Raw genomic sequence first — 13,180 nt, 5'->3', positions numbered from 1 at the left:
ACACTTTAGATCCTGAAAGGCGCCACATATGTGACGCCTTTTTTATTGTTTGTGATTCACGCTAGCTAATCGTCCACTTTCATCGCTTTGTTAATCGCGGCCTCATTGAGTGTTGCTTTGATTGGATCGGTGATTTTATCCACTAGATCGACCGGCATCGGGAATACGATCGTTGTCGTGCGTTCATTCGCAACCTCGGTTAATGTTTGCATATATCGTAACTGAATGGCGTTAGGCGCCTTATTCAAGACTTCTGCTGCCTCTCTTAGCTTAGCAGAAGCTTCGAGCTCACCCGTCGCATGTATTACCTTAGCTCGACGGGTTCGCTCAGCTTCCGCTTGTTTCGCTAGAGCTCGCACCATACTTTCATCAAGATCAACATGTTTAATCTCAACATTGGCTATCTTAATTCCCCAATTATCCGTGTGTTGATCCAGTATCAATTGTAAGTCTCTGTTGAGTTCTTCTCGCTCAGACAACAGTTCATCCAACTCATGTTGCCCCAATACGGAACGTAACGTCGTTTGTGACAACTGGCTGGTCGCTTCGAGGTAGTTCTCCACATTATTGATCGCCATCTTTGGATCCAGCACTCTGAAGTAGACCACCGCATTGACCTTAACCGACACATTGTCACGAGTGATCAAGTCTTGTGTCGGTACGTCCAATACGATTGTTCGTAAATCCACTCGCACGATCTGTTGAATAAAGGGGATGATGATAATCAACCCCGGTCCTTTCACACCGTAAAAGCGCCCCAGGAAGAAAACCACTGCGCGCTCATACTCACGTAACACTCTGAACATGCTGGCTATCAACAAGATAACGAGCACGATGACAATACCTATAATGTGTATAAACATAACCGCCCCCTAATGGTAACGATGGTTAAGCAATAAATAATTCGATCAAGTTTGCCCTGCATGGCGCGCCTAACTAGGTTTCGATGATCTCTCATCGGGCAGCGCCTCAACATCCAAAGAAAGCCCTGTTAGCTTGGTGACTCTGATACTCTGCCCCGCTTTCAGTTCATCGGCGCATTTAGCTTGCCAGATCTCACCTTCAACCAGCACTCGACCCGTACCCGGAAAACCGCTGACCACCTTACCTGTCTCGCCAACCACGGCTTCCATCCCCGTGGTCACTGGTCTGTTTCTCACTCGGACTAGCATTGATATTGTTACAACAATAAAAGCCACAGAGAACAAACTGATTCCAATAATTAGCGGCAAGGCGATTTGGTAGCCCGGTACCTCTGTGTCCATCAGCATGATTGAGCCCAATGTAAAGGCAGCGACGCCACCCAAACCGAAAATACCAAAACTCGGGCTAAACGCTTCTGCGATCATTAGCGCAATACCCAACAAGATCAAAGCAAGGCCAGCATAACTTACAGGCAGCATTTGTAAGGAATACATGGCGAGCAACAAACAAATACCACCAAGCACACCCGGTAAACCACCACCAGGGTTATAGAACTCAAGCAACAAACCGTAGATGCCGATAAGCATGAGAATATAAGCCACGTTCGGGTTGGTGATAACCGAGAGCAAACTAAAGCGCCAGTCTTGTTCTCGCTCAACAAAAGCCACCTCGTTGAGCAGAATTTCCTGGCTGACACCGTTGATTGTGATGGTGCGCCCATCGCTCATCTCGACCAGTTGCTGAATATCGCTGGCAATGAAATCAATCACGTTAAATTCGAGTGCATTCTCTGAATCCAAACTCGCTGCTTCTCTCACCGCCTTTTCTGCCCACTCTTCATTACGATTGTGCAATTTAGCTAGGCTAACAATGTAAGCGGAAGCATCGTTGATCACCTTTTTCTCCATCGCAGTGGTGGCTTTTACTTGCTCGGAGCTCTCTTCTTTAGGTGAACCTTGCTCATTGGCTGTGCCGTTGTCGTCTTTATTCGCGTCTTCTTGTGGGGATAACGGATTAGAAGGGCCTTTACCTCCACCAAGAGACACTGGAGTGGCTGCCCCCAAATTGGTTCCTGGGGCCATAGAAGCGATGTGACTGGCGAGTAAAATATAAGTCCCTGCACTTGCCGCGCGTGATCCTGCAGGACCAACCCAAGTCGCAATGGGAACTGGTGATGTGGTGATGGATCGAATAATGTCGCGCATCGACGTATCTAACCCGCCGGGCGTGTTCATTTTCAATATGATGAGCTTAGCTTGCTCATCGTGGGCTTGTTCTATTTCTCTCGTGAGGTAATCACTGGTCGCCGGACCTATACCTCCATTCACCTCTATCACCCAGACATCATCGGCCTGAACATTCGCAGAGCTAAACAACAGAAGAAACGCAAACAAGTACTTTAATATAAAAGTCATAGCCCCTCTCCTTACAATTGAGATGCTAAATAGACGTTTATTTAAAGCGTAGAGGTAACATCTTGGTAATAATTCGTTATCTTAAGCATAGCTCAGGCTGAATTTCCCACAACACACTTATCAATACCTCCCCCATATCCAATAAGCAAAAAAAAGCGCACAAATGAAACCTAAATGTTAACAAAGCACTTCTACCACCGAAGGGGGAAACCATTCACAAATGCACCTTTAAATATAATCTTCATAAATCCAACAAATATTCGAGCAATAAAACCCAAAAGCAAACGTTTGCCTGAGCACAAAAAAGCGACAAATAACATTAGACCACGTGTTTTTAGAGGGCTTTCACCTCAGCTCATATTGATAAATGTAAAAGATACGTGTAAAACTCTTATCGAAATATTTATCCAATGGCACATCGTTCATTGGTGAGTAGTTCTGGGATTTTTATATTTAGTAGCACAGAGGTTATGGAAGTGTTAAAAGAAAAGAATTTACTAAGCAATATCGGCATTCAAGTCGTTATTGCAATGATCGTCGGTACCGTAGTCGGTGCGATGATGGGTGACAGCGCAACTATGTTCGCTCCACTGGGTGCTATCTTCATCAACTTGATCAAGATGCTGGTTATTCCTCTCGTCGCGGTTGCCCTAATTTCAGGAGCTGCTGGTCTAGGTAATAGCTCATCGGCTGGTAAAGTCGGTGTAACAACACTGGGTTACTTCGCACTAACGTCTGCACTTGCTGTAGCCCTAGCGCTGGTAATGGGTGAAGTATTCGAACCGGGTCGTGGTATCGATGTTTCTGGCGTAGAAGGCATGTTCTCTTCTGAATACGCTGCGAAAGGCGAGCTCCCAACGTTTTGGGCAACCATTACAGGCATGATCCCGACCAACGTTTTCCAATCACTGAACGAAGCAAACATTCTGCAAATCCTTGTTTTCTGTTTATTCTTTGGTATTGCGATCTCTAAACAAGCAAAAGAGAAGCGTGATCCTATCATCAACGGTGTAAATGCGATTGTTGATGCAATGGTTTGGATGATCAACAAGGTTATGATCATCGCTCCACTTGGCGTGTTCGGCCTAATGGCAGAAGCAGTAGGTACATTCGGTTTTGGCGCACTTATGGTTGTGTTCAAGCTGTTTATTGTTTACATCGCTGCGATCCTGATCTTCGGCTTTGTGGCTTACCCACTGATGATTCAAATCTTCACTAAGACTTCTGCGAAGAAGTTCCTAGTGGCAATGAAGAAACCCCAAGCGGTTGCACTATCAACAGCCTCTTCTATGGCAACACTACCAGTAACAATGGAAACCGTAGAGAAAGAGCTTGGTGTTCGTAACTCTACCGCTTCATTCGTTCTGCCTCTTGGCGCGACGATCAACATGTCTGGTAACGCAATTTACTACGGCCTAGTGGCTATCTTCTTTGCACAGCTGTTCAACATCGACCTCTCTATGGGTGCTTACGTTGCTATCATCGTAACGTCTACACTAGGCGCAGTTGGTCAAGCTGGTGTTCCTGGCCCTTCTTTCCTAGTGGTTGCGGTTCTTCTAGCAGCTGGTATCCCTATCGAAGGTCTACCTCTGTTGTTCGCTCTAGACCGTATCTTCGACATGATCCGTACTGCTCTGAACATCACTGGTGATGCAGCATGTGCAGTCATCGTTGATTCTCTAATCGAAGACGAAGCGAAAGAAACTGAGCTACAAAAACAGCAAGCGTAATAAATAAACGCTAAATTGGTGGTGTTGAATTGATACCACGGACATAAGCGAAAAAATCCGAGAGCCTCACAGCTCTCGGATTTTTGTTTTTGGTGATTTAATTTTAAGCGCTAGCTCAATTACAAATCACTACCATAGATATCAAACGTGAAGTACTTAGCGGCGATCTTGTCGTAAGTGCCGTTCGCTCTGATCTCTTCGATTGCGGTGTTGAATTGTTTCGCCAGTTTTGAATCCTGCTTTCTTAGCGCTAGAGCCGTGCCTTCACCAATATAGGCTTTGTCGGTCACTGCTTTGCCTTTGAACTCGAAACCCTCCCCTTCTTTCTTGTCTAAGAAAGCAAGTGATAGTTGGTCAGAGTTACCAAACGTTAGATCTAAACGGCCATTTTTCAGATCAAGGTACACTTCGTCCTGACCGGTGTACCGCTTGATGTTTACGATGTCACCAAACTTATCGGTTACGTAACGGTCGTGAATCGTACCCTGTTGTACGCCGATGGTTTTGCCCTCTAAGCCCTTCTCATCAATACCAAACTCCGCGCTTTTGGCAGCAACAAACACGGCTGGTGTTTGGTAGTACTTATCAGTAAACAAAATCTTGCGCTTACGCTCTTCTGTGATACGCATTGAAGCCATGATCACATCTGACTTTCTTGCCAATAAGCTTGGAATTAGCGAGTCCCAACTTTGTGATACCCAAGTGCAATCTAACTTAGCTTGCTCACACAAAGCATCTGCTATCTCGATATCAAACCCGACAGGCACACCTTCACTATTTTTGTAGTTGAATGGCGGATACGTAAAGTCTGATGCCAAACGGATTTCTTTCGCCTGTACCGTTGTACCAAGTAAAGCGGCCGTACACGCGAGTCCTAGTATTATCTTTTTCATCATTGCCATCCTAGATATGATCTTTACCAAGTTGATATTGAAGTTGTTGATCTTGTGGTTTGAGTTTTAGTTGTAGCTCGGCTTGGTAGCGCGAAAGTGACTCAATCACTTCCGACATACTCTCTTGGCTGCCGATACTAATTCGAACACAATGACGTAACGCGGGCTCGTGGTTTTGATCCCTTGTCACAATGCCATCTTTTGCTAATACACTAAACACTTCGTGCTCAGGCTTGTGGCGTAGTAACACGAAGTTAGTAGAAGATGGGTAAACCTGCTCTATGAAATCAAACTGCGTTAACTCACCAGCAAACCAGTTACGTAGCTTAACAAGCTTTAAAGTCGCGTCTTTCATCACTGACACTCGTTCATCAGATAAAGCGTCTAACACGATTTGAGAAGAACAATCTGGCATTGGGTATGGCGGTATCAGTTTAGCGACATACTGCATGACATCTGCGCTAGCTAAAATAAAACCACAGCGAACCGAGGCAAGACCAAATGCCTTAGACAAAGTACGGACCACCACTAAATGCGGGTAACGCTCAATAAGATTCACAGCTGAGGTTTGTGGTTCAAACTCAATGTACGCTTCGTCCACCACCACTAGAGATTTTCCGATGGTCCCCTCGAGTACTTGAGTCAAATCTGATTTAGGAATCACATTGCCGGTTGGATTATTGGGTGAACAAAGAAAAACGATATTGGCCAACTCGGCTTTATTCACGATGTTAGCAACGTTTAAGCTAAAATCTTCCTGTAAAGGAGAGTCGAGCGTTTCAATCGCCAGTGCATCAGCGCAAAACTCATACATGGCATACGTTGGTGAACAGATAAGAATCTTGTCTTGTTCTGGCTTACAAAATGCCCTGATCAGAAGATCAATTGCTTCATCAGCGCCACGAACCGCGATTGTAGGAGCTTCTGTTGCGCAATATTGTTGATACGCCTTGGCAATATCTTGAGGTAAGAAATCTGGGTAGCGATTATAGCTTGGTTCAGCTTCGAACAAAGTGTTCTCTAGTTCATTGGCATTTAACCAGATACGTCCATCACCACCAATTCTTCTTGCCGATTGATAAGGTATTAATTTTTTTACGGCCTGAGGTACTAAACTATCAATAAAAGATGTCAAAAACTGTCCCTTCCATGTAATAACGAGGTCTTCACCACTGCCTTCATATTCAAAAAATGCGAACTATACACATATTGAATCACAATTGATGATTAAGTATTTACATTCAAACAGAACACTATTGATAAATGAATCGAAATAATCACATAATAGCCATGATAAAAAATCATAGGTAAAGAGATGAATCGTACCCTTCCCTCAACCAAAACCTTGCTCGCATTCTTATCCACCGCAAGGCACCTCAATTTTACTCGAGCGGCACATGAACTCAATGTCACACAAGGAGCAGTGAGTCGTCAGGTGTTATCGTTCGAAGAAAGTCTTGGCTGTGATCTCTTCTATCGCCATGCTCGTGGTTTGTCATTAACGCCTAAAGGGGAAGAACTGGTTCCTCTCATTCAAGGGACCATTCAGCAACTGCAATCGGCACTTAATCAAATTGCCACTTCACCCTCTAAGATCAAACTCAACGCGCCAAGTTGTATTACTTCTTGGTTGCTACCTAAGTTAATGTCGTTTCAACAGGCTTACCCAGAGATTGATGTTGAGCTTACATCGACCATCAAGCACGTTTTTGAGCCAAGCTTTGACCCCTTCGATGCCGTGATTACCTATGGCAAGAAACCCAACCAACAATCGATTGTTAGCCAACTGCTGTTCAACGAGCAACTCGCCCCCATCTGCCAAGCACAGAGTATTGTGCCGAGCCATCGGATAAACAGCACTTCGACTGTTATCAAGCCACACAAACTTGCTCAGTACACTTGGTTACACGCCAACAATGAGCAAAGTGATTGGCGACTTTGGTTGGAGCATATAGGGAGCCTCGACCTTGCAAGCAAGAACAACCAACAATTTGCCACGCTCGATCAAGCCATGAATGCGGCCATTCAAGGGTTTGGGATTGCAATAGGCGATATCACACTCGCTCAGCAAGATATCGATTTGGGTCGATTGGTGAAAGTGAGTGAAGACAGTGTCTTTTCCGGAAATGGTTACTTTTTAATTCAACCTAAGAATCGTCAGAATGCGTCACTATCGACTTTGGTGGATTGGCTCGTTGATAAATGAGCAAAATCTAGAGAACACCTTAGATAGTCTGAAAAGTGAAGGCTATTTAGAAGACACCAAGAAGTTCATTCATCGCTATCAAACATCGCCGATGAATTGATTGGCCGACCAAAATAATTAGTTTTGAGCCAATTGCCTTGGGCTATTTAGCATCGGAGTAATTTTAGTTAGACTGTTTGCAACTCAACTAACTGGATATTCAGTGCCACATGAAACAAATTCTTGATTTCATACCCCTCATCATTTTCTTTGCGCTTTATAAGATGTACGACATCTATACAGCGACTGGTGCTTTGATCGTTGCATCTGCTGTTCAAATTGTTTTGACGTACTTGATCTACAAGAAAGTAGAGAAAATGCAAATCATCACGTTTCTAATGGTTGCCGTATTTGGTGGCATGACTATCTTCTTGCACGACGACAACTTCATTAAATGGAAAGTGACCATCGTTTATGCGCTGTTCGCTATCGGCCTGACCGTCAGCCACCTTATGGGTAAATCGGCTATTAAAGGTATGTTAGGTAAAGAGATCACACTGCCTGAGCCTGTATGGGGCAAGATCAACTGGGCTTGGGCTCTGTTCTTCACTTTGTGTGCGATCCTCAATGTTTACGTTGCCTTCAACCTGCCGTTGGATATTTGGGTTAACTTCAAAGTGTTTGGTCTGCTCATCGCGACCTTGTTGTTCACATTACTGACAGGTGTATATATTTATAAGCATTTGCCAAAAGACCAGCAGAAAGAGTTAACGGATAAAAATACCGACGAGAAGTAACTCTAAGGGATGAGTCCTCATTCCCTTTTTGATACAATTCTTATCAATATGCTATTTAACAGTGGCCAATGATACGCGTGATCATTGGCCACTGGCTTTTTTGTGTTGCGGAAACTGGTCAAAATAAAGCCTATTATTTAATGACAATCTCACTAAATTAGCGGTCATCTGGTTTCTTGTTGTTCATTGCACTCATTTGCCAATGTAATCAACCAATCAACACATCAGTTTTTATTTAAAATAATCAATACCACCAAGAGTACTACAATGACGATTCAATCAACTTTGAACCCTATTGGTTCTTTACTTCTTCGCACATTAGCGATGCCTTCTGACACTAATGCAGCGGGTCAGATCTTCGGTGGTTGGATAATGTCTCAGCTCGACCTAGCGGGCGGCATCTTGGCGAAAGAGATCTCAAACGGCAAGATAGTGACCGTTTCAGTATCAAGCATTGAATTCAAACAGCCTGTATCGGTTGGCGATGTCGTGTGTGTTTATGGTGACTGCACTAAGATTGGCCGTAGCTCGATGAATATCGACCTAGAAGTATGGGTTAAGCCTGTCCTTGATCACGGCATCGGTGACCGTTACAAAGTCTGTGGCGCGACCTTCAACTACGTGGCAGTTGATGAAAGTGGCAAGCCTCGCCCTATCAACAAGTAGTACTTTTCGCTAAGTCATTAATGTGAATGGTCTTTAGTTTCAGTAAATGGTTTAGCTAAAGGCCATACTGCTCTCTCGCACCATTTCACAATTTCTTATCATTCCCCCTTCCAATACCCATTAGTTCGCGTAAATTAGCGAGATAGCGAATTTAAATGCCCCAATTCAGTGAAGTAAAATAAGGATATCCAATATGTGGTACGTGATTTTTTCTCAAGACGTCGAAAACTCATTAGAAAAACGCCTAAGTGTTCGCCCACAACATCTAGAACGCCTACAAACACTTCACGATGAAGGCCGACTTTTGACAGCAGGTCCAATGCCAGCGATTGATTCAGATAACCCTGGTGAAGCGGGTTTCACTGGTTCTACTGTGATTGCTGAGTTTAACTCTTTAGAAGACGCACAGGCATGGGCTGACGCAGACCCGTACATTGATGCGGGTGTCTACCAAAATGTCATCGTAAAACCATTCAAGAAAGTATTTTAACGTGAAAAAATGGATTATTGGCTCACTAGCAATGGCTTTGCTTGCAGGCTGTGCTTCAAGTGAGCAAGATCAACAAAGACAACTCGAGATGATGGCGCAGCACCGTGCTGGCGTGTTATCTGCTGGCCTGCCGATTGAGTATGGTCCACTGTCAGTTATGCGTGTACTGGCAAAAAACACCGTTATCGAGATCATGATGATCTACAACCAAGATGCTAAAGGTGCGAAGCCTTTGAACCAAGTTGTAGACATGAGTGTGAACAGCTACTGCACCAACTCTGAAGTCAGAGCAAACCTCGACATGGGTTTAGCTTACAACATCAAGATTCGCAACACTCGCGGACAACTGATGGTTGAAAAGCTGATCAGTAAAGAGACGTGTCAGAGCAGCAACTAAATTCGAACAAGCATAAAACCAGAAGGCCTCGCATTTGCGAGGCCTTTGTTTTTGGGGAGTCATCTTAATTTTATCTATGCTTAAGCTTCAACAGCTTCCCACTCTTTGCGCAGAGCCTTAGTCGCCGAAACTAAATTAGTCAGCGCCGCTTCTGTCTCGGCCCAATTACGCGTCTTCAGACCACAATCTGGGTTTGCCCATAAGCGTTCTGCAGGGATTTTCTCCGCCGCTTTCTTCAGTAGACCAATAATCCACTCTTGTGATGGGATGTTTGGTGAGTGAATATCGTAAACACCAGGGCCAATCGCATTCGGGTAGTTGAACTCTTCAAACGCTTTGAGCAGTTCCATGTTCGAGCGAGAGGTTTCAATGGTAATCACATCGGCGTCCAACGCGGCCACTGAATCAATGATCTCATTGAATTCGCTGTAACACATGTGCGTATGAATCTGAGTTTCTGGTTTAGCACTCGCCGCTGAAATCTTAAAGGCGTCCACTGCCCACTCTAAGTATTCGGCATGGTCGCGTTTTTTCAGAGGCAAACCTTCACGAATCGCAGGTTCATCAATCTGAATAATGTTGATTCCTGCATCTTGTAGATCAGACACTTCATCACGCAGCGCAAATGCTAATTGATTCGTGATTTCTTTACGTGAGATGTCTTCACGTGGGAATGTCCAGCACAGGATTGTCACAGGCCCAGTCAACATGCCTTTCATCTGCTTAGATGTTAAAGATTGAGCATAAGTCGACCACTCGACCGTCATCGGTTTTTCACGCTCGATATCCGCCACCAAAATCGCAGGCTTCACGCAGCGCGAGCCATAGCTCTGCACCCAGCCAAACTTAGTGGTTTGAAAGCCTGCTAGATTTTCAGCAAAGTACTCCACCATGTCGTTACGTTCAGCTTCACCATGAACCAGTACATCCAAATCAAGTGCTTCTTGTCGTTTCACCGCATCCGCAATATGACCTTTCAACGCGGTGTTGTATTCCGCTTCACTCAGTTTGCCAGTGCGGTAAGCACTGCGCTGAACACGGATCTCACCGGTTTGTGGGAACGAACCTATAGTGGTGGTTGGTAACAACGGTAAACCAAGAACTTCAGATTGATGTGCGGCGCGCTCGGCATAAGGAGCACTTCGCTCCGTTAGGGTTTTGGTAATGGTGTTAATACGAGCCTGTACCTGCGGCTTGTTCACATGGGTCGCACTCTTGCGGGCAACAATCGGTTGACTGTAAGTCTCACACGCTAAAATGGCATTTTGATCGCCGTCTAGCGCCGCACCCAATAAGCTAACCTCTGTGACTTTCTGTTTAGCGAAAGCAAACCAACTCTTCACTTCTTCGCTGAGTGTATCCTCTAACTCAAGGTCAACCGGGCTGTGCAGCAATGAACATGAACTTGCGACCCAAAGCTTATCACCTAATTTCTCTTTCACAGGTTGCAGTTTCTCTAGCTGAGTAGCTAAGTCTGCTCGCCAAACATTGCGTCCGTTGATTGCACCCGCTGAAAACACCCAATCTTCAGGTAGCTTATCCACCACTTCATCGAGTTGCTGCGGTGCGGCAGCCAAGTCGATGTGTAAACCGTTAACTGGCAGCTCTACGATTTTATCTAACGTATCAGTCACCGAATCAAAGTAGGTGGTAAGTAATAACTTCACATCGCCTTGAATCACTTGATACGCCAACTTGAATGACTCTACCCATGGCTTTTCAAGTTCCAAAGAAAGGATTGGTTCATCGATTTGAACCCACTCAACGCCCAACTTAGCGAGTTTTGCCAGAATAGTTTGATAAGCAGTAAGCAGACGCGGAAGTAAGGTTAAACGGTCAAAATCTTCTTCTACTTCTTTGCCGAGGTATAAATACGACAATGGCCCGAGAAGGACAGGCTTAACCTTGTGCCCAGCTTGAATTGCTTCATTCACTTCATCAAACAGTTGTGGCCAGCTCACTTCAAACGAATCGTCCTTACTGAACTCGGGCACAATGTAGTGGTAGTTAGTATTGAACCACTTGGTCATGTCAGATGCCGCAGCACCACCTTTGGCGCTTTCTGAACCATGTTTCCCGCCGCAACAAGTTGGCTGCTTTTGAGATTGTATTTGTGTTTGAGATTGCCCGCGACCAACGCGGAACAAGGTATCTAAGTCTGGGAAGGCTTTTTCATCTTCTAATCCACCAGCGTGACGTTTTGGCACATGACCTAACAGCAAAGTCGTTGTTAAAACATGGTCGTACCATGCAAAGTCACCCGCAGTTGCAAAGCTTAGATTCGCGTCGGCTTGTACATTCCAGTTACGATTTCTCAGTTCGCTGCCGAGCTGCTTAAGTTCTGATTGGTCAATCTCGCCACGCCAGTACTTCTCTAGTGTGAATTTCAGTTCGCGTTTTTCACCGATGCGTGGGTAGCCAAGAATATGCGTTGTCGTAGTCATGAACCTGTTCCTTATTCAATAATTTTTAATATCCTGTCAGACTGCTTAGTTCGTAATTCAACCCCTCACCAAGGCGTCTGGATGGCTAAACTATCGCCCTAATCTGCACGATGAACAACGTCCAAATATTCATCTTGTTTATTAATAATTTTCATCTTGATTAACCTAAAAGTGAAAAATACAAATCCATCTGGACATCTAGACGTTTACAAAAATTCAAAAACATCGTAGGGTGATTATTAAGAAATATTGAATTGGCTTAGGGAATATGAGGAATACTCATGATAGAGCTTAAACACCTTCGAACATTGACCACCTTGAGAGACAGCGGCTCGCTTACAGCCACTGCAACTTCTCTTCATCTGACTCAGTCGGCGCTTTCTCATCAATTGAAAGACCTTGAGGCTCGTATTGGCGGTCAGCTTTTCCTGCGTAAAACTAGGCCCGTAAAATTCACCTCTGAGGGTGAGATCTTGCTTAAGCTCGCCGATGAGATACAACCAAGAATTGCTAAAGCAGAGAACGAACTCGCAAGCCTAAAAGAGGATGTGAATGGTCGTTTGCACATGGCGATCGAGTGTCACTCATGCTTCCAATGGTTAATGCCCGCTTTGAAGGAATACCAAGTTGCTTGGCCAAGCGTAACGCTCGATTTTTCATCAGGCTTTGGTTTTGAACCTCTACCCGCATTAATGGCCGGTGAATTAGACTTGGTGATCACCTCAGACATTCAACCGCGTTCAGAGGTTCACTATGAGCCACTTTTCGATTTCGAGATGCGTTTGATCACGGCTATTAATTCACCTTTAGCAGAGAAGCCAAGCATCGACCCACAAGATCTTAGTAATGTGACAATGCTTTCCTATCCCGTTCAAAAGCAACGTCTCGATGTAGTGAAACACTTTTTGCAACCGGCAGGTGTAGAGCCGAAGAAATGGAAACAGGCAGATAACACATTAATGTTGGTGCAAATGGTATCTGCTGGTCTAGGGGTCGCAGCCTTACCAAACTGGGCGATCAGTGAATTTTCAAGACAAGGTTTAATCGCTAGTAAACCATTGGGCGACGGCTTATCGCGACGACTGTTTGCTGCGGTAAGAAACTCAGAAAAAGACAAACGCTATCTACAAGCTTTCTTTAGCACAGCAAGACAGCAAAGTAAGAGTCACCTTGATGGTATTGAAGTCGTTTAAGATCCATACATGATGATGTGATTCAAGCCAGCACTATAAGGAAGAA

12 protein-coding genes are annotated in these 13,180 nt (G+C 44.7%); 7 read left to right on the top strand and 5 right to left on the bottom strand.

Annotated elements, in window-relative coordinates; all coding sequences use genetic code 11:
• Window positions 1-65 precede the first annotated feature (65 nt).
• Both OCU50_RS05255 and OCU50_RS05250 read right to left on the bottom strand, forming a co-directional pair.
• Window positions 66-863 (bottom strand): slipin family protein, encoded by a 798-nt coding sequence (locus OCU50_RS05255; protein WP_060467451.1) that lies wholly within the window; start codon window positions 861-863, stop codon window positions 66-68.
• Between the two features lie 69 nt (window positions 864-932).
• Complete coding sequence (locus tag OCU50_RS05250) at window positions 933-2,339, bottom strand: NfeD family protein (protein ID WP_060467450.1); 1,407 nt, start codon at window positions 2,337-2,339, stop codon at window positions 933-935.
• Window positions 2,340-2,749: 410 nt separating this feature from the next.
• On the opposite strand from OCU50_RS05250, the gene OCU50_RS05245 reads away from it, so the two are divergent.
• Window positions 2,750-4,069 (top strand): dicarboxylate/amino acid:cation symporter, encoded by a 1,320-nt coding sequence (locus OCU50_RS05245; protein WP_370736474.1) that lies wholly within the window; start codon window positions 2,750-2,752, stop codon window positions 4,067-4,069.
• 119 nt (window positions 4,070-4,188) lie between these two features.
• Here the strand turns inward: OCU50_RS05245 and OCU50_RS05240 are convergent, their stop codons facing one another.
• Together OCU50_RS05240 and hisC are read right to left on the bottom strand one after the other, a co-directional pair.
• Window positions 4,189-4,962, bottom strand: coding sequence for an ABC transporter substrate-binding protein (locus OCU50_RS05240; protein ID WP_060467468.1), 774 nt, complete (start codon window positions 4,960-4,962; stop codon window positions 4,189-4,191).
• Window positions 4,963-4,972: 10 nt separating this feature from the next.
• The gene (gene hisC, locus OCU50_RS05235; protein WP_060467447.1) at window positions 4,973-6,097 is read right to left on the bottom strand and encodes a histidinol-phosphate transaminase; all 1,125 of its coding nucleotides are present in this window, start codon (window positions 6,095-6,097) and stop codon (window positions 4,973-4,975) included.
• Between the two features lie 180 nt (window positions 6,098-6,277).
• Between hisC and OCU50_RS05230 the strand changes: the two genes are divergently transcribed.
• The 5 genes from OCU50_RS05230 (at window position 6,278) to OCU50_RS05210 (ending at window position 9,497) form a co-directional block, all read left to right on the top strand.
• Window positions 6,278-7,168, top strand: a complete 891-nt coding sequence (locus OCU50_RS05230; protein WP_060467446.1) for a LysR substrate-binding domain-containing protein — start codon at window positions 6,278-6,280, stop codon at window positions 7,166-7,168.
• Between the two features lie 209 nt (window positions 7,169-7,377).
• On the top strand, window positions 7,378-7,944 hold the full coding sequence (locus OCU50_RS05225) for a septation protein A (protein WP_060467445.1): 567 nt from the start codon (window positions 7,378-7,380) through the stop codon (window positions 7,942-7,944).
• 267 nt (window positions 7,945-8,211) lie between these two features.
• Window positions 8,212-8,610, top strand: coding sequence for an acyl-CoA thioester hydrolase YciA (yciA, locus tag OCU50_RS05220; RefSeq protein WP_017061510.1), 399 nt, complete (start codon window positions 8,212-8,214; stop codon window positions 8,608-8,610).
• Between the two features lie 193 nt (window positions 8,611-8,803).
• Window positions 8,804-9,100: a YciI family protein gene (locus OCU50_RS05215; protein ID WP_004741234.1), complete on the top strand. Its 297-nt coding sequence runs from the start codon at window positions 8,804-8,806 to the stop codon at window positions 9,098-9,100.
• Between the two features lies 1 nt (window position 9,101).
• The gene (locus OCU50_RS05210; protein WP_060467444.1) at window positions 9,102-9,497 is read left to right on the top strand and encodes a GspS/AspS pilotin family protein; all 396 of its coding nucleotides are present in this window, start codon (window positions 9,102-9,104) and stop codon (window positions 9,495-9,497) included.
• Between the two features lie 80 nt (window positions 9,498-9,577).
• Here the strand turns inward: OCU50_RS05210 and metE are convergent, their stop codons facing one another.
• Window positions 9,578-11,941: a 5-methyltetrahydropteroyltriglutamate--homocysteine S-methyltransferase gene (gene metE / locus OCU50_RS05205; protein ID WP_060467443.1), complete on the bottom strand. Its 2,364-nt coding sequence runs from the start codon at window positions 11,939-11,941 to the stop codon at window positions 9,578-9,580.
• A gap of 281 nt (window positions 11,942-12,222) precedes the next feature.
• On the opposite strand from metE, the gene OCU50_RS05200 reads away from it, so the two are divergent.
• Window positions 12,223-13,134 carry a LysR substrate-binding domain-containing protein gene (locus OCU50_RS05200; RefSeq protein WP_060467442.1) on the top strand — a complete coding sequence of 304 codons (912 nt, stop codon included), beginning with the start codon at window positions 12,223-12,225 and terminating at the stop codon, window positions 13,132-13,134.
• The last annotated feature ends 46 nt before the right edge of the window (window positions 13,135-13,180 follow it).

Source organism: Vibrio toranzoniae (assembly GCF_024347655.1).
Lineage (GTDB): Bacteria > Pseudomonadota > Gammaproteobacteria > Enterobacterales > Vibrionaceae > Vibrio > Vibrio toranzoniae.
This window is presented reverse-complemented; position numbering and strand designations above follow the sequence as displayed.